Here is a 17057-nt window from a genome sequence, read left to right on the forward strand (position 1 = left end):
CCTAGACGGTGACGAGGAGGTGACGTTGTTTGACTTCGGCATTCTCGTAGGCAATTTTGGCGAGGTCGGCGACGATTGAGCCGCTTCCAGATGCACCCGCAAAGAGGTAGCACTCGCTTATGCTCATGCAGCGCAGTTTGAGGAAAACGCCCCTCTTCCACTGGGGAAGAGGGGCGGAGGGTGCAAGCTACTTGACCGCTGAATCGCCGCGCTCGCCGGTTCGGATACGGATAGCGTCGGCAACAGGGATGAGGAAGATTTTCCCGTCACCGATTTCGCCCGTTCGGGCCGCCTCCTGAACGACCTCCACCACCTGCTCCACAAGGTTCTCGGGTATGACTACCTCGATTTTCACCTTCTGCAGCAGGTTGATGGTGTACTCCGCGCCGCGGTAGGTCTGGGTGTAGCCCTTTTGCTTGCCCGAACCATGCACTTCGGTCACGGTGATACCCGCAATGCCGATTTCGTCCAGTGCGGCTTTGACGTCGTCCAGCTTCTGTGGACGGATAATGGCTTCAACCTTGACCATAGGTGATTACCTCCTGCCTGTTACGTGTTTGTTTCCGGCGATGGGTTCTCCAGTCCGGGTGCAGTCACGCGGGAGCCGGCTGCAGAGCCTGTTAGCCCAGCCCCACTCAGGCTGAACTGTCCGGGCGTTGCCAGCACGAAGTCCGGATAAGCGCTGATGCCGTGTTCGCCCACGTCCAGCCCTTCGATCTCCTCTTCAGGCGAGACGCGGATGCCCACCGTCACCTTGAGCAAGCCGAACAGAATCAGCCCCGTCACCACGCACCACGCAAGGACAGCCACGACGCCAATGGTTTGCGCCAGAAGCAGCTGAAACCCGCCGCCGAACAGCAAGCCGTTGCCCGTCGTGTTGGGTGGAGCGTAGCCTTCCTGCGCAAAGAGCCCTAACGCGATGGTACCCAGCGCGCCGCACACGCCATGTACCGACACCGCGCCCACGGGGTCATCCACCTTCGCCCGATCCAGTAAGATGACCGAGAACACCACCACCACGCCTGCCGCCAGCCCGATAATGGCTGCCGACAGGGGCGACACGAAGGCGCAGGGAGCCGTAATGGCGACCAGTCCCGCCAGCACGCCATTCAACGCCATGCTGACGTCCGGCTTTTTCAGCGACAGCCAGGAGGTTATCACTGCGCCGATGGCGCCCATCGCTGCTGCCAGGTTGGTGGTTAGGGCAATCTGCCCAATCGAGGCGTCCGCCGCCATCGTGGAGCCCGGATTGAACCCGAACCAGCCCAGCCACAGAATGAACACCCCCAGCGTTGCCATCGGCAACGAATGCCCCGGAATAGCCTGCGGCTTGCCATCACGCGAGTACTTACCGATGCGTGGACCCAGCATGATGGTGCCAACCAACGCGAGCCATCCCCCGGTGGAGTGTACCACAGTGGAACCAGCGAAATCCCACATGCCCAGCTTTGCCAGCCAGCCACCGCCCCATACCCAGTGCCCGACAACAGGGTAGATGAACGCGGTGACCACAAAGCTGTAGATGAGGTAGGTGCTGAACTTGGTGCGCTCCGCCATCGCTCCCGAAACGATGGTCGCGGCGGTCGCGGCGAACACCAGCTGGAACATGAACTTGGCGAACAGCGGCACGCCCGTCCAGTTCAGCGCGCTGTAGACGCCCTGATAGGCATCTCCTGTCGCAGGCGAGTTATCGGCTCCACTGAGAAACCATCCGCTCAAGCCGATAAACGGGTTGCCATCGCCGAACATGAACGCGAAACCGACCGCCCAGAACGCCACCGAACCAATGGAGAAATCCATCAGGTTCTTCATCATGATGTTGTTGGTGTTCTTGGCGCGGGTGAGTCCGCCTTCGACGTACGCGAACCCTGCCTGCATCCAGAACACCAAAAAGGCGGCGACCATCACCCAGATGGTGTCCAGCAGCATCTTGTGGTTGGCAAGGGTCTGCTCCACGCTGGGGTTCTCCTGCGCCCACGCCCGCAAGGCGGTCAACGTCAGCATCGCAAACAGCCCGCCCGCGAACATCAGTCGTTTCGATAGAAACCATCGTGCAAGTGTTTGCATGTCGGCACCTCCTTAGAATCTCAAGACCTGCGAGTACACCACGGTGATTTGCTCCTTCTTGCTGGCTGTGCCCCCGCTGTCTAAAAAGAACGGCTGGTTCGAGCGGTCAAGCCGTATCTCGAAGCGGCTCACCGATGTTCCGATGGGGTACTCGTAGGTCACCGTGAACTCGCTGAGCTTCTGCACCACTCCGGTGCGGAAGCCGTCCTTGTCGTCAAAGTAGGAGTAACGCAGGGCGACAGCGCGGTCTTTGGGTAGGGCGCGCCGGTAGTATAGCGCGTAGCCGAGCCACTTTGCAGATGCCGACTTGTCCTCGCCAAAGTCGACGTTGAGACCGACTTTATCCGCGCCAAACTTGTAGAACAGCACCGTGTCCAGCACCGTGCGTGCCCCGCTTGCCGGTGCAATCGCCTCGTCGCCCGTGATAACGTTCTGTACGAAGGTTATCTGGTCGCTGGAGTAGCCGAACGCCACATGGAAGCTCTTTTTACCGTTGTTCTCCTCAGTGATGTCCCAGCCGTTGACCACCATCGCCTGCAAGCTCCATCCTGCGCCGAGACCGGTGGAGGCGCGGATGCCGGTATGGTAGAAGGGGATGGCGTAGACGAACGGCAGCGAGCGCGAGTAGTTGTCGTTGGCTGAGGATTCGATCACCTCCGCCCCCAACGCAGTCACAAACTTGCCGAGGTCGATGGTCCAGTTTCCAACCTGCGTACTCACAAACGCCTGCTGAAACAGCTTGAACTTGTCCTCGCCCGGCATGTAGTGCACGATGTCAGCGGTTTTGCCTGCGGTCAAGGTCACGGTAAATCCGAGCGGTTCTGGCTTCTGAGTGAGGTTGACCTCCAGCAGGCTGAGTGCCAGTGCCCCAGAACGCTGGTCAAACGCGCGCACCGTGTTCTGGTTCGCGCCGGGCGCCGTGGCGGGCGGATTGTTCAAATTGTAGCCCGCGTACACATCCAGCAGACCACTGGTCTGCACGTTGAGCGCGTCTTGTGCCTGCACTGTAGCCACTACCCACAGCGCACAAGCGCACCACACCAGGAAACGTCGCATGTCTGTACCTCCTGAAAAGTGTTTTGGGTTTTAACGGAAGTACGTGGAGCGGCAAAGCCTCTCCAGACGCGGCGTTGCGTATCGTTGGGGTGCTACAGTGCGCGGTTGCCCAATCGCGGGCAATAACGAAAAAACGAGAGACTGCGCCCCTCCCTTGAGGCGACTTCCTCGTCTGTCGTCGAACTCGGAACCACTTTGTCGCGAATGACGTTTCTACTATACCATATCGGGAAAATATTGTCAAGCTAAGAAGAGGGTGTTCGATAAATCGCCTCGCGGCTTGTTCCAGCGACTGAAGCGACACTTTCCTGTTATGCTGAGCGCACGCGAAGCATCTCAGCACCTCAAAAGAGATTCTTCGCTTCGCTCAGAATGACAGAGGATATCGCTTTGTGTCGCCAACTCTGCGAGACTATTGCAATTGCCTGACCCCTACCACTTCTCGAACACCCTCGAGGCTCCTTGACAAACCGCCTCCCGAACGTTTACAATCTATCCCTGCAGGGCGCAATCTTCGGTGGGATGGGGGAAGGATGGACGGTTCAGTATCCTCCAAAACATCATCTCCGCGAGCGGCGGCCTCTCCAGCCTTTGCCCGCCAGAGAAGTCTGGATGACGAAGTGCGATTCGTCAAAGGGGTGGGCGAGGCTCTGGCGCAGGTGCTTGCCAAACTGAACATCTACACCGTGTTCGACCTGCTGATGCACCTCCCACGGCGCTACGAGGACCGCACGCACTTTCGCACCCTTTCGCAGGTGGTTCCGGGTGAGGCAGTTACGGTGCATGGGAGCATCGTTGCCGTTGATAACGTCTCCCCGCGCCCGAAGATGACCATTACCAAGGTCATTATCGATGACGGCACAGGCACTCTGGAACTGGTGTGGTTCAATCAGCCCTATCTGAAGGACAAGTTCCTGAAGATGCGCGGTCAGGACATCGTGGCATACGGTGTGGTGCAACAGGCGCCCTATCACTACCAGATGCAGACCCCGGAGTGGGAGCCGCTGACGGACAGCGACCCACTCGCCGCACACCGCATCGTGCCGGTGTATCCGCTGACGGAAGGGTTGCCGCAGTCGCGCCTGCGCCGCATCATGTACAACGCCCTGCAGGCCTACGAGCCGGCACTGATAGACTGCCTGCCCCCAGACCTGCGTCGTCGGCTGAACCTGATGCCCTTCGCAGAGGCGGTGCGCAACGCCCATTTCCCCGAGAGCATGGAACATTTGGAGCGCGCACGCCGACGGTTGATTTTTGAAGAGTTCTACCTGCTGCAGTTGCACATCGCCCAGCGCAAGATTGCGGAGACCACCGGCGCACCCGGTATCCGATTCCGCATTGACAAAGAGGTACTCTGGCGCAAGTTGCATGAGATTGTACCCTTTGACCTTACCAGCGCCCAGAGGCGCGTGATTGAGGAAATCTGGAGCGACATGGCGCGGGAGTATCCCATGAATCGCCTGTTGCAGGGGGACGTGGGTTCGGGCAAAACCATCGTGGCGGCGGCGGCGATACTGGCGTGCGTGGAAAACGGCTATCAGGCGGCGGTGATGGTTCCAACCGAAATCCTCGCGGAACAGCATTTCATTGTGCTTTCGCGCCTGTTCCGCAAACTGGGCATCATTGTGGACCTGGCGGTGGGCAGTCTCACCCAGCGCGGCAAAAAGTCGGTGCGCGAGCGCATCGCCACAGGCATCACGCAGGTGGCAGTGGGCACACATGCGCTGATTCAGGAGGGCGTCGAGTTTCGCAAGCTGGGGCTGGTGATTATCGACGAGCAACACCGCTTTGGGGTGCTGCAACGCGCCGCCCTGCGCGAAAAGGGTGAGAACCCTGACGTGCTGGTCATGACCGCCACGCCCATCCCTCGCACGCTGACCATGACCCTGTACGGCGACCTCGACCTCTCTATCATCGACGAACTGCCGCCCGGGCGCAGGCCGGTGAAAACACACCGCAAACGTGCCCACCAGCGTGCACAGGTGTATGAGGCGGTGCGCAAGCTGATTCAGCAGGGACAGCAGGCTTACGTCGTCTGCCCACTGATAACCGAGTCCGAGAAGCTGCAGGTAAAGGCGGCAGAGGATCTGGCAAAGCACTTGCAGGAGGAGGTGTTCCCAGAACTGCGCGTGGGCTTGCTGCATGGACAGATGAAGCCGATGGAGAAAGAAGAAATCATGGAGCGGTTCCGCGCGGGCGAGATAGACATCCTCGTTTCCACCACGGTCATCGAGGTGGGCGTGGATGTGCCCAACGCCTCGGTGATGGTGATTGAGGATGCAGAGCGATTCGGTCTGGCGCAATTGCACCAGCTGCGTGGGCGCGTGGGTCGGGGGGCACATCAGTCCTACTGTATCCTTATCAGCGATTCGAACGGCGAGGATGCCAATCGGCGTCTGGACGTGCTGGTGCGCACCAATGATGGTTTTGTGATTGCAGAGGAAGACCTGCGCCTGCGCGGCCCCGGTGAGATTTACGGCACCAGGCAGAGTGGCGTGCCCTCCCTGCGCGTGGCGGACATCCTGCGCGATGCGGAACTGCTGGAGCTAGCCCGACAGGAAGCCTTCAACACGGTGCGCGCCGATCCGGAACTCCAACAACCCCAACACCGTCTGCTGCAGAGCGCGATGCAGCGCAACATGCCGAGGGCGGTGCTGGCAACGGTGAGCTGAAATGGCACCATTTAGAATAGCGGTATACCCTGGTTCGTTCGACCCCGTCACCAGCGGGCATTACGATATCATCGTACGGGCGTCGCGCCTGTTCGAGAAGTTGATTGTTGCGGTGGCGCCCAACCCTTCCAAACAACCGTTGTTTACCGTTGAAGAACGCATGGCTATCTTGCAGGAAGTTTGCGCCTCTTTGCCTAACGTGCAGGTGGAGAGCTTCGAAGGGTTGCTGGTCGATTTCGCCATGAAGCGTGGAGCGCAGGTAATTGTGAAGGGGCTGCGCGCAGTCAGCGATTTCGACTACGAACTGCAGATGGCGCTGACCAACCGGCGCCTGTGTCCACAGATAGAAACCATTTTCATGATGACCAATTCCGAGTACGTTTTTCTATCTTCCAGCGTGGTCAAGGAGATTGCCCGGCTGGGAGGTAGCGTACAGGGACTGGTTCCCAAAGCGGTCGAGCCGTATCTCTATCGAAAACTGGGGAGAACATTGCCAAATCGGGAAGCCAATCACGGGGGGTGATACCAATAGAGATCCTGCAACTTCTGAAACAGCTGGAGGAGCTGGTAGAGAACACGAAGTACATTGCCCTGCTCAAGCTCACGGTTGGGCTGGACCACGATGAGTTTTTTGTGCTGGTCAACCGCATCCGCGCTTCGTTGCCAGAGGATGTGAAACGTGCCAGCAATGTCACGCGCGAGCGAGACCGCATTCTGGAAACCGCTCGTGAGGAGGCAAACCACATTATCGAGGAGAGTAAAGCGGAGGCGGCACGCATTCTGGAGGAAGCACGCCTGCAGGCACAGCGCATGGTAGACCAGAGCGAGATTGTGTTGATGGCAAAAGAGCAGGCTCAACATATCGTTGCCAGCGCGAGGGAGGATGCGCGTCAGATTCGGCGTGGGGCGGATGAATATGCTCGCGATGTGCTTAACAACCTCGAAGCGGTGCTGGCAAAGGCGATAGGAACCATCCAGCGTGGCAAGGAAACGCTCGAGGAATCCCTGCAGGAAGAGCGCGTACCGGCGGGAGCGGGGCGAGGGTAGACTGAGGTCTTACAAACGGAACATCCCGCCGGTTTTCCGGCGGGATGTTCGCTTTTCGCTTAGCCTACTCCTGCAGGCTCTGGCGGGTTCTCCGCCTCGGAGGTTTCCTTCTTCAGGAACACCAGCCTGCCGTCTTCGTCCAGCGAGGCGAGCACCGTATCTCCCTCGCTGAAGCGTCCCAGCAGGATTTCCTCCGCCAGCGGGTCCTCAATCAGTCTTTGCACTGCACGACGCAGCGGGCGCGCACCGAACTGCGGGTCGAAGCCCTCGCGCGCCAGCATCTCGCGTACTTCCTGGGTGACCTCCAGCTCGATGCCCTGCGCACGCGCCTGCTGTGCCACGCGCCCCACCATCAGGTCCACAATCTGCAGGATTTCGGCAAAGGTCAGCGCGTGGAACACCACAATCTCGTCGATGCGGTTGAGGAACTCGGGGCGGAAGGTGCGCTTCAGCTCCTCCATGATGCGCCCCTTCATGCTCTCGTATTCGCGCTCGGTCTCCTCCTTGGGCTTGCTTGCGCTCAGGAAGCCCATACTGGGTTCGCCCTGAATGGAGCGCGCGCCGAGGTTGGAGGTCATGATGATAACCGTGTTCTTAAAGTCCACCACCCTGCCCTGCGAGTCGGTCAGGCGACCGTCCTCGAAAATCTGCAGCAGGATGTTGAACACTTCGGGGTGCGCTTTTTCTATCTCGTCCAGCAGCACCACCGAGTAGGGTTGCCTGCGCACCGCTTCGGTGAGCTGACCACCCTCTTCATAGCCCACGTAGCCCGGAGGCGCACCCACCAGTCGCGATACCGCAAACCGCTCCATGTACTCGGACATGTCGAGGCGGATGAGGTTGTTCTCGTTGTCAAACAGGAAAGCCGCCAGCGCACGCGCCAGTTCGGTCTTGCCAACGCCGGTGGGACCGAGGAAGATGAAGGTTCCTATCGGTCGCTTGGGGTCTTTCAGCCCGGAACGGGCACGCCGTATCGCCTTGCTGACTGCCACCACCGCCTCGTGCTGACCGATGATTCGCTTGTGCAGCTCCTCTTCCATCTTCAGCAGCTTCACCGTCTCCGCTTCCATCAAGCGCGAGACAGGAATGCCCGTCCACGACTGCACGATGTGCGCCACTTCGTCTTCGGTGACCACGGTGCGCATCTCCTGGCGCTTCAGGTTCCATTCCTGCTCCAGGTCGGCGGCGCGGTTCTGGAGAACCGTGCGCTGCGAGCGCAGATCCTGCACGCGCGAATAGTCGCCAGATTTGTGCGCCATCTCCAGTTCTTTCTCTATCTGGGCAAGCTGTTGCTTGACCTGTCGCAGTTCGCGCGGCGGCAGGGAGTACTGCAGGCGCACTCGCGATGCGGCTTCATCTATCAGGTCAATCGCCTTGTCGGGGAGGTAGCGGTCAGTGATGTAGCGGTCTGCGAGGCGCACCGCTGCGATAATGGCGTCATCTTCAATCTTGACGCGATGGTGTGTTTCATAGCGCTCCCGCAACCCGCGCAGGATTTCGATAGCCTCTTCTACGCTTGGCTCGCGTACCTGCACCGGCTGGAAGCGTCGTTCCAGCGCGGCGTCGCGCTCGATGTATTTGCGGTATTCGTCCAGCGTGGTTGCGCCGATACACTGCAGCTCACCGCGCGCCAGCGCAGGCTTCATGATATTGGAGGCGTCAATTGCACCCTCCGCCGCGCCCGCACCCACCACCGTGTGCAGTTCGTCGATGAACAGGATGACCTCGCCCTGTGCCTTGCGCACCTCTTCCAGTACACGCTTCATGCGCTCTTCAAACTCGCCACGGTACTTGGTGCCGGCAACCAGCCCAGCCAGATCCAGTGCCACGATGCGCCGGTCTTTCAATACCTCCGGAATATCCCCGGTGACGATGCGTTGTGCCAGACCCTCGGCAATAGCGGTCTTGCCTACGCCGGGTTCACCAATTAGCACAGGATTGTTCTTCGTGCGGCGGGAGAGTATCTGGATGACGCGCTCGATCTCGTTATGGCGGCCGATGACGGGGTCTAGTTTGTCCTGACGCGCCAGCTCGGTGAGGTCTCTACCGAACTCGTCCAGCGTGGGGGTGCGTGAACGCTGGCGTGGCGCGGGTGCACCGCTATCGCTGGATTGCAACGCCATCACCTCACGACGGGCGCGTTCCAGGTCTACTCCCAGCCGTGCCAGCACCCTGCCTGCCAGTCCCTCCCCTTCACGGATTAAGCCCAGCAGCAGGTGTTCGGTGCCGATATAGTTGTTGTTGAGCTGGCGTGCCTCGTCATAGGCGAGATCAATCACGCGCTTGGCGCGGGGGGTCAGCTGTGTTTCCTGCCCGAGCCTTCCCTCTCCCCGTGAGACCTGTCGCTCGATCTCACTGCGCACACGACTGAGGCTGACGCCCATACGCTCCAAGATACGTGCGGCAACGCTATCGGGTTCGCGAACCAGCCCCAGCAGCAGGTGCTCGGTGCTGACATAGTTTTCACCCAGACGTCCCGCCTCTTCCTGGGCGTAGAAGATAACGCGGCGAGCACGCTCAGTGAATCGCTGCCACATTGCTGACATAAGACCTCCTTGATCGGCAGCGGCGGTGCTTGCGGATGGTATCTCCCTTCGACAGCGCCTGCAAAGCCGACCTTACTCCACCAAAAGGTTCTTCCGCCTATTAGGTTACCCGTTTTGACCCTGCAGATGCAAGCGCATGAGCGAAGGGTGAACTATCCGTTGCGCACTTGCCGCACCAGTGTTCGCATTCGGATGGCGCGCCATTCGGCGTCGTCGTATGGTGCCTCCCAGCGCACCGCCATCAGCATCTCTTTCCAGACCTCAGGGGTCAGGTGTCCCCACCCTGCCATTGCGGCAAGGCTGACCACCGACAGCATCTGCAAGGCATCTGCAGCTCTCAAGGTGCGTTCCCTTCCAAGATTATGATACACCTGTTCTACCTCTTCGTGCAACTGTCGCGCTTGAGTTAACAACAGTTGCTCCCGCGCACGCTGCTCTGCCTGAGCAATAAACTGTGCGGTGCCTGCCACCTGCGCAGCCACGGTTGCCTCGTCAATGCCGATGCTGTGTGTGTTGGACACCTGAAACAACGCACTGGCAGGAGTTCCCTCACCATACAGACCGCGAATAGTGCCGCCCAGTTCCGCAGCAGCTTGCCAAACCGTTTGCAACTGACCCATTCGCTCGATGGCAGGCGTGTACATCATGACCGAGACGCGCAACCCCCAGCCGATGTTGAGGGCGGAGGTGGTCAACCATCCGTAATTGTCGGAGAAAGCCAGCTCGTCTTGCAGTGCCAGTGCCTCCAGAGCAGCGCGGGCCAGGGCGATGCTCTCACGTATCTGCAGGCCGGGCAGGATAGCCTGCACCCGCAGGTGGTCTTCTTCATTGACCAGTACACTCACCGCACACGCTTCATCCACAATCAGCGAGCCATACAGGGTATTGTCGCGCAGCGGAGGGCTGGCAAGGCGCAGGTCTATCCACCGTTGTCTTTCGGAGGGCTTCATGCGGTGCGTGGGCGATATGGCGAAACGCCATGAGCTGAGGCGTGCCGCTCGCTCCACACGAGTGCGTACCTGCTCCAGCTCCGCGCTATCGGCGCACCAGGGAAAGCGCGCCCACACGAAGTTGCGAGCGTATCGGGTACGGCTGCTGATGATTACCTGCAGCGGCTGCAGTGAGTGCAGCCAGAAAGCATCCGGCTTGATGGACGCGGGGGGCGCGGTCAGGTGATGAGCGGTTTCCGGCAGAGGCTCGCCTTCGTGGCGCAGCGGCAGTGACCACTGCTGGAGCCATTGTTCCACCGCGTGCGAAAGGTAACGGTAGCAATCGGCGCAGCCCGCTACTCCCTGTGCAGAAAGCAGGGTGGTTTCGGTAGCACAGCGCGGACAGGCGGTCATTGGCGATCCCTGCTGATGAACGGCGGCTGGTTGAAGCAGCGCGAAATATGCTGGAGCCTTTTCAGGGGCGAGCCGCGCCAGGTATCGGCGGGTGCATTCTGTACACAACAGTCGGGGAGGACCGTCGGCATGCACCCGCCACTGCACGGCAAAACGCCCACAAACCTCGCACCGTTGCTCAGACAGGCGTGCCACTGCTCTGTGTGTGTTCCCGAAACGCGGCAATGATGCGATTCGTGATGTCTCCCGGCTTGCCCGTGCCGATGGGGCGTTCGTCCAGCGTCACCATCGGTATGACCTCAGCGGCAGTGCCGGTGAGGAACGCCTCATCTGCAGTATAAACATCATACAGGGTCATCATCGTCTCGCGCACAGGGATGCCTATCTGCTCCGCCAGCATCATGACCGTAGCGCGCGTGATGCCCGCGAGGATGCCCGCGGAGGGCGGCGGCGTGTGTAGCACGCCGTTTTTGACGATGAAGAGGTTATCGCCGGTTGCCTCTGCCACATAGCCCTCGATATTCAGCATCAAACCCTCGCCCGCACCCACGCGGTTCGCCTCCATCTTCGCGAGGATATTGTTGATATATCGCCCCAGCGACTTGATGCGCGGGTCCAGACACTGCGCGGGCGGAATGCGGGTCGATACGGTCACCACGTGCAAGCCGTTCTCGTACATCTCGCGTGGGTACAGGGCGAGGTCGGCGGTGGAGATGGCGATGGTTGGCTCCAGACGGATGTGCTTGGGGTCCAAGCCCAGCCCCACCCCGCGCGAGACGGTCACCCGGATGTAACAGTTGGTCTCGGCGTTCTCGCGCACGACGGATTTAATGCGCTCGGTCATCTCCTCTTTGCGGATGGGGATACCAATCATCAGCGCACGTGCGCTGTGATACAGGCGGTCCACATGCTCCTGCAGTTTGAAAATGCGTCCGTTGTAAACACGGATGCCCTCGAAGACACCATCTCCATATAGAAAGCCATGGTCATACAGGTCGATCTTTGCCTCTGCTGGTGAGACCATCTGTCCGTTCAAGTTCACAAAGCGTCGCATTCCCTTTCCCTCCTGTAACGGTTTCAGTATAGCGCAGGTACAGGGGAGGCGTCAACTCTTGTGTTGAACGCTGAAGGCAAAAGGAGTTGCCCACTATTCTCTACCGCTATGAGTCACCGTACGACGCTTTGTCGTCAAAGAGTGCCAGCTGTACTGACGTCATATTGGACTCATGAGATTCCGCAGGCACACTGTTTGCCAGCGTCTCGAAAAGGTCTAAAGCGGCTTCAAACCACTCATAAGAGGGCGGCAAATCCTCCGGGATGCAACTTGCGGAACGCAAAAGTTCACCCACAAAGTGCAGGAATAACAGGGTCTTGGTTCCATTTCGGTAGGAGCCAGCTATCTGAACAGCTCTCTCCAGGGCTTCGGATGGCGAAGGGGACAGTACGGTATACGGCAGTGAGCGTTTTTGGGAGACGAGCACAAGGTCCATATCGATAGCCTGCTTGTTGCGGATGTGGGGGTTGACCCGATACTCGCTTTGTACAGGGAAGTAGTCCACGATACGAAAACCTGCCGAAGTTAATGCTTCGAACACGGTCCACCATGCCTGTCGCTTGCTATGGTGGAACGTAAAGATGAGCCTTCCTGCATCCTTGAGCACTCGATGGCACTCCCTGAACACCTGGGTAAGCAGTGTACGGTAGTCCTCGTGGTTCTTGCCCATTCCTTTGTTGACGATCGCTTCCCGCTCGGTGGGTACCAGCTCGTGTTCAAAGTGTACATCGTCCACCAGCTGAGATAACCAAACGTAGAAGAAGTTGGATAGTTCCGAGTAATGAACATTGTCGTAATAAGGTGGGTCAGTAATCACAAAGTCCACCGAGCCGTCTGGTATCTCTGGCAGGTGCGAGGAGTCCTAGCAAAATAGAAGTGCTCCTCTTTCGGTCTGCAGCAGTTCCTGATATGAACCGACGAATTGGGCATGTATGCTTTCGCTTCGAGACATTAGCGTAACTACTTGTCCGTCGGAGCTCTTGAATTTCTCAAAGGGCTTGATGCAGTATAGCTTAGCGTTTTCGTAGCGTTTGTAGCAGTTGACAAAAGTTCCCGCGCCCTCCTCAAATGCCCCCCAAACAGCGTTCTCGACGGGGGTGGTCGTTAACGGCATTGCATGATAATTGAACAGGTGGTGCAGCTTTCGGTGCGGATAATTGTAAGGTGTCATCATGTTGTTGTATTCAAGCATGTTGGACAATATCGTAAAGAAAGAGTTTCGATACTCTGCCTCCTCTATGGAACGGATTCCCGCGATAAGATAGTTGAGCGCAATGATCTGGCGGTGGTTGAACAACTCGCGATAGTAGCGGTAACCATGTTGTCTCCAGCGGTGGGACGACGCTCCAGAGGGTATCCTCTGGTAGGGCAGGACGAAGGAATCGCGCCTCGCACGAAACTCGTCCTCACAATGTGCGATAAGCCGTCGGTCCTCTTCGTCTGGGGTTTTGTATAATCGCGTTCGACAGCGGGGACACCAGTAGTCGATGGCTATCAGATGCTCGGCAAGCGAAGCCCCCCCTCTAATGGTAGCCAGCAGGGAAGAGTTCGCGTTCCCGCAGTGCGGGCAGTGATAAAACCCACCATTGTAATAACCTTGATAGGGATTGAATCGATGACCACAGTCTGGGCAGACAGCAGGCTGCGTGCCGCCCCATTCAAAAAGTCTCGTACAGCACGGACAAAAAACCATAGCTGGATTACTGGGAGAAAGCGGACGATTCCGACTACTGCCCTCGTTCAACAGACTGCGTTTGTGCAGAAATACCTCGTGTCCACAATGTTTGCACGGGATTGACCTAATCCAGAAGGCATACAGCGTTTCGGCTGGCTCTTTACAGTGGGCACAGCGGGTGCGGTACAGCGCTTTGATACGCGCACCAGCGGACTGTTCCAATTCTCGAAAGTAATGGCGCAGCTTGGAAATATCGACGGGTTTCAGACTTTCGCGTACAATCCAGTAGGCGACTGGATTGATGTCGCATCCGATAACCTTTGCCCCCATGCGGTTGGCTTCGACCAGAGTGGTTCCTCCACCCATGAATGGGTCCAGTATCGTCACATTACTTAAATCGTGGTCGGCAAAGTAGAATGACTCTGGGCAAATACTGCCGTTCTTATCGATGCGTAGCAATTCCTCGCGGCGCTCGGGAAAGGCAGCTAATAACAGTATTGCGCGAAAGAGGCTTCCCGGCCTTCTCGCCCACCATTTGTGGATAGAGTAAACTGGCCGATAGTACTGCCTTTTTCCTGTTTCGTCCTGCGCAAGTTTGCTAATCGCCTGCTCTATCGTTAGGGTAGGCACAAAACGCTCTTCACACATATTATGCTTCTGCCCATTGGTCGGCTTCCCAGAAAGCACAGGGCTCATCAGGCTTGGGAATTCGGTCATACCCGCGCTCCTTGTAAAATGGCTCAAAAGTTTCACTAAAAGGAAACTCCAGCTGCAGTTCCCTGTGCAGGCTGTCTATTAACGCTTTTCCCAAACTATCCCGCCATGCGGGGCTCAGGGCCCGTTGATACCATGACACAAGGTCGCTCTCCTTGATAATGCCCCTGAGACGCTACCCCAGCTGTTCACAAACATGCCGGATAATCTCTTCCTCCGCATCTTTGCAGACGATAACTATCTCATCCGCCCGGACCTCATGTGCAACACCCTCGGCGATTTCTTCCGATAGAGAAACATGCTTAACCTGCACAGCAGGTCCGAAATTCGCCCAGAGGTCTAAACCCCTATCGGCAGCATTGGTTACTCCAGCGCGATAGATGCCCGCCTGGAACTCGCGCAGGGGCCTCTGTGAGTCGATGCCCATTACCACTCTTGTAAAGTCACCAAACTCTTCCAAAAGCCTTGATTGTGCTGGCTCCACAGATACCTGTACCTTGACGCGCAATTCCTGTAGTAACGCACTGAATAGTGCATACACCACCAGCTCATACGCCTTATCGATACTGCGCCTTAAGCCCGATTCTGCGCGAAACAACGACAAGAACTGAGTCAGGTCAAACTGGTCTACCCCTGCTTCCCTGACCATCTTCACGTAGTGGTAAACCGGTCTTATGGCTTTCTGGCGAAGGGCAAAGCGCTGATAAATGTATCTTTCCACGACACCGCCGAACTGATTGTTTACCTCGACCAGCTGCTTCAGTAGCGAAGGAGGCACAGCATTTTCCTCAAACAGGTTATCCTGAAACTTTTGCGATAAGGTGCTGACCTGTCCGAATAAGCATTTTGCTCACTACGTCTCGCTAGTGCTTGGAAGGGTTTCGGTAAACCTCCACATTATCTATCTGATCAAGGCTCATGCCGTCCAAACCGAGACGCACCCGATAGAGGATTTCAGCAACCTGTATCGGCTTGTACATGGCGATACGCTGTTTGTTCAGAAACTGGTCGAGCCGCTTTTTCAGGGATTGTGTGTCTTCCATACTCGCTGCCCATGTGCTGCGTCACGGGATACGGCAACGTGTGGCATCACACCCACAGGCAAGGCATCACGCGGCAACATGATTATATCCTCAAATAGCAGCAGAGTCAATTCGTCACGGTAGCATCGCACTGTAGCAGGCTTTCCTTCTTCTCCTGCGAAATATCCCTCTTGTGAAGGTCTGGCTCTTTAGGCTTGTGGGCGTTGTTCTCAGTGCGGTGTTGCTCACGCTGGCTTTCCCAACAGTAGACTGGGGCTGGCTGGCGTGGGTCGGGCTGGTGCCGCTCTTACTCGCCGTGCGTTCCGCCTCGCGCCCGCGGCTTGGGTGTCTCATCGGGCTGGTTTGGGGCGCGTGTTTCTACGGGGTGTTGCTGTGGTGGATGCAACAGTTCGTGGCGCGGTGGACGGGCAGCTTCTGGCTGGGGCTGATTGCCTGGGGTGCGCTGGTGCTGTCGCAGACGCTGTTTGCGGGGCTGTTCGGCTGGGCGTTTGCGCTGGTCAACGCGCGGATGCGGGGCAGTTCCCTTCCCGTTTTGTGGACAGCTGCGCTGTGGGTGGCGGTAGAATGGCTGCGTGGCGCAGGGGGATGGGGCTTCCTGTGGGGGCAGCTGGCAGTCTCTCAGTACCGCTATCTGCTGCCGTTACAGAGCGCAGAGTTGCTGGGCGCGTGGGGGCTGAGCGCATGGATGATGCTGGTGAATGCCGCGATTGCTGAGGCACTTGCCCGACGCAAGTGGCGACCGCTTTTGCTTCCGCTGGAGGTGTCGTTGCTGTTGTTGCTGTTCGGATGGTGGCGTTTGAGTTTACCGCCTGCCAGCGAGCAGGTCCGCGCTCTCGTCGTGCAACCCAACGTGGATACCACCGGCCACTGGTCAGAGCAGATGCAACAGCAGGTGAAGGCGAGTATGCAACGCGCGCTGGCAAAACTTGCCCGTGACCCAGCTGACATCGTGTTGTTCTCGGAGTCGCTGGTACCTGATGCCACCGCCTATCCCTTCTCAGAGCTTATCCAGCAGGCGAACGCGCGAGGGGCTACCGTGCTGATAGGCACCTTCGTGGACGAGGAGGAACGCACCTACAATACTGTGACCGCCTTCCTGCCGAACGGCGAGGTGCAGTCCTATCGCAAACAGCACCTTGTTCCCTGGGGCGAGTATGTGCCCTTCCGCCGCTGGACGCCATGGATCGAGCATTTCGGGGTGGTAAGTGCCGACGTCTCAGCAGGTCAGGAGCTTGTGCTGTTAACACAGTGGCGCATCGGCACCCCGATATGCTTCGAGTCCACCTTGCCGCGCATCGCTTGCGAAATGGCGCGTCGGGGGGCGCGACTGCTGTGCGTGGTGACCAACGACACCTGGTTTGACCGTTCACCTGCCGCGGCGCAGCATCTGGCGTTTTGTGCGCTGAGGGCGGTGGAGACGCGCCGATGGGTGTTGCGCTCGGCAACGACGGGTATCTCCGCGGTGTTTGACGCGCAGGGGCGATGCCTGCAGCAGGCAGCACTGTTTACGGAAGCGATGTTGAGATACAACGGGGTAGAACTGCGCACCGAACGCACACTGTATACCCGTTTGGGCGACCCTGTTGCGGTAGGTGTGCTTCTCGCGCTATGCATTGCGGGAGGCCGGCTCTCGGTACACAGGGAGGGATGATTCTCTTGCATACTTCAGGTGGGCATTATTGCTCCCAGACGCCCAACTATCTTCGTGCCCTTCGTGCTTTCGTAGCGAGGATTCGTAACCACCAAGACACTATAGCACGAAGGTGTGAATATTTTCTCTGGGGATCCGTAACACCTGGTTCGGCTCGTGAAGTGGTACAATGATAGGAGGAGGTGTTAT

Annotated in this window: 15 protein-coding genes; 4 read left to right on the top strand and 11 right to left on the bottom strand. The window is 58.2% G+C overall.

Annotated elements, in window-relative coordinates; genetic code table 11:
• Positions 1-187 precede the first annotated feature (187 nt).
• From K6U75_14965 to K6U75_14975, 3 genes are read right to left on the bottom strand one after another with little or no spacing between them, the layout of a single operon-like run.
• Complete coding sequence (locus K6U75_14965) at positions 188-529, bottom strand: P-II family nitrogen regulator (GenBank protein ID MCL6476344.1); 342 nt, start codon at positions 527-529, stop codon at positions 188-190.
• A gap of 20 nt (positions 530-549) precedes the next feature.
• Positions 550-2067 (bottom strand): ammonium transporter, encoded by a 1518-nt coding sequence (locus K6U75_14970; GenBank protein MCL6476345.1) that lies wholly within the window; start codon positions 2065-2067, stop codon positions 550-552.
• 12 nt (positions 2068-2079) lie between these two features.
• The gene (locus K6U75_14975; GenBank protein MCL6476346.1) at positions 2080-3123 is read right to left on the bottom strand and encodes a porin; all 1044 of its coding nucleotides are present in this window, start codon (positions 3121-3123) and stop codon (positions 2080-2082) included.
• 533 nt (positions 3124-3656) lie between these two features.
• On the opposite strand from K6U75_14975, the gene recG reads away from it, so the two are divergent.
• From recG to K6U75_14990, 3 genes are read left to right on the top strand one after another with little or no spacing between them, the layout of a single operon-like run.
• Positions 3657-5795: an ATP-dependent DNA helicase RecG gene (gene recG, locus K6U75_14980; protein MCL6476347.1), complete on the top strand. Its 2139-nt coding sequence runs from the start codon at positions 3657-3659 to the stop codon at positions 5793-5795.
• A gap of 1 nt (position 5796) precedes the next feature.
• On the top strand, positions 5797-6318 hold the full coding sequence (gene coaD, locus K6U75_14985; protein ID MCL6476348.1) for a pantetheine-phosphate adenylyltransferase: 522 nt from the start codon (positions 5797-5799) through the stop codon (positions 6316-6318).
• Positions 6315-6842 (top strand): hypothetical protein, encoded by a 528-nt coding sequence (locus K6U75_14990; protein ID MCL6476349.1) that lies wholly within the window; start codon positions 6315-6317, stop codon positions 6840-6842. Before coaD ends, K6U75_14990 begins: the two co-directional genes overlap by 4 nt.
• 59 nt (positions 6843-6901) lie before the next feature.
• On the opposite strand, the gene K6U75_14995 is transcribed toward K6U75_14990, so the two are convergent.
• The 8 genes from K6U75_14995 to K6U75_15030 form a co-directional block, all read right to left on the bottom strand.
• Positions 6902-9379 carry an ATP-dependent Clp protease ATP-binding subunit gene (locus K6U75_14995; GenBank protein ID MCL6476350.1) on the bottom strand — a complete coding sequence of 826 codons (2478 nt, stop codon included), beginning with the start codon at positions 9377-9379 and terminating at the stop codon, positions 6902-6904.
• A 161-nt stretch (positions 9380-9540) separates the two neighbouring features.
• Positions 9541-10926, bottom strand: coding sequence for a hypothetical protein (locus K6U75_15000; GenBank protein MCL6476351.1), 1386 nt, complete (start codon positions 10924-10926; stop codon positions 9541-9543).
• Positions 10910-11785, bottom strand: a complete 876-nt coding sequence (gene ilvE / locus K6U75_15005; GenBank protein ID MCL6476352.1) for a branched-chain-amino-acid transaminase — start codon at positions 11783-11785, stop codon at positions 10910-10912. The genes K6U75_15000 and ilvE overlap by 17 nt, the downstream gene beginning before the upstream one ends.
• Before the next feature lie 106 nt (positions 11786-11891).
• Positions 11892-12602, bottom strand: coding sequence for a hypothetical protein (locus K6U75_15010; GenBank protein ID MCL6476353.1), 711 nt, complete (start codon positions 12600-12602; stop codon positions 11892-11894).
• A 45-nt stretch (positions 12603-12647) separates the two neighbouring features.
• The gene (locus K6U75_15015; protein ID MCL6476354.1) at positions 12648-14177 is read right to left on the bottom strand and encodes a DNA adenine methylase; all 1530 of its coding nucleotides are present in this window, start codon (positions 14175-14177) and stop codon (positions 12648-12650) included.
• Positions 14110-14316: a hypothetical protein gene (locus tag K6U75_15020; GenBank protein MCL6476355.1), complete on the bottom strand. Its 207-nt coding sequence runs from the start codon at positions 14314-14316 to the stop codon at positions 14110-14112. The genes K6U75_15015 and K6U75_15020 overlap by 68 nt, the downstream gene beginning before the upstream one ends.
• 33 nt (positions 14317-14349) lie before the next feature.
• Positions 14350-14970 (bottom strand): HaeII family restriction endonuclease, encoded by a 621-nt coding sequence (locus K6U75_15025; GenBank protein ID MCL6476356.1) that lies wholly within the window; start codon positions 14968-14970, stop codon positions 14350-14352.
• 67 nt (positions 14971-15037) lie between these two features.
• On the bottom strand, positions 15038-15217 hold the full coding sequence (locus K6U75_15030) for a HaeII family restriction endonuclease (GenBank protein MCL6476357.1): 180 nt from the start codon (positions 15215-15217) through the stop codon (positions 15038-15040).
• 172 nt (positions 15218-15389) lie between these two features.
• Between K6U75_15030 and lnt the strand changes: the two genes are divergently transcribed.
• Positions 15390-16868 (top strand): apolipoprotein N-acyltransferase, encoded by a 1479-nt coding sequence (gene lnt / locus K6U75_15035; protein MCL6476358.1) that lies wholly within the window; start codon positions 15390-15392, stop codon positions 16866-16868.
• The last annotated feature ends 189 nt before the right edge of the window (positions 16869-17057 follow it).

Source organism: Bacillota bacterium (genome assembly GCA_023511455.1).
Classification (GTDB): Bacteria; Armatimonadota; HRBIN16; order HRBIN16; family HRBIN16; genus HRBIN16.

What these genes read in the sequence shown, in the direction of transcription:
- ilvE (MCL6476352.1), bottom strand. Translation starts at nt 11,785, where the DNA reads ATGCGACGCTTTGTGAACTTGAACGGACAGATGGTCTCACCAGCAGAG.
- K6U75_14975 (MCL6476346.1), bottom strand. Translation starts at nt 3,123, where the DNA reads ATGCGACGTTTCCTGGTGTGGTGCGCTTGTGCGCTGTGGGTAGTGGCT.
- coaD (MCL6476348.1), top strand. Translation starts at nt 5,797, where the DNA reads ATGGCACCATTTAGAATAGCGGTATACCCTGGTTCGTTCGACCCCGTC.
- K6U75_15030 (MCL6476357.1), bottom strand. Translation starts at nt 15,217, where the DNA reads ATGGAAGACACACAATCCCTGAAAAAGCGGCTCGACCAGTTTCTGAAC.
- recG (MCL6476347.1), top strand. Translation starts at nt 3,657, where the DNA reads ATGGACGGTTCAGTATCCTCCAAAACATCATCTCCGCGAGCGGCGGCC.
- K6U75_14995 (MCL6476350.1), bottom strand. Translation starts at nt 9,379, where the DNA reads ATGTGGCAGCGATTCACTGAGCGTGCTCGCCGCGTTATCTTCTACGCC.
- K6U75_15015 (MCL6476354.1), bottom strand. Translation starts at nt 14,177, where the DNA reads ATGACCGAATTCCCAAGCCTGATGAGCCCTGTGCTTTCTGGGAAGCCG.
- K6U75_14965 (MCL6476344.1), bottom strand. Translation starts at nt 529, where the DNA reads ATGGTCAAGGTTGAAGCCATTATCCGTCCACAGAAGCTGGACGACGTC.
- K6U75_14970 (MCL6476345.1), bottom strand. Translation starts at nt 2,067, where the DNA reads ATGCAAACACTTGCACGATGGTTTCTATCGAAACGACTGATGTTCGCG.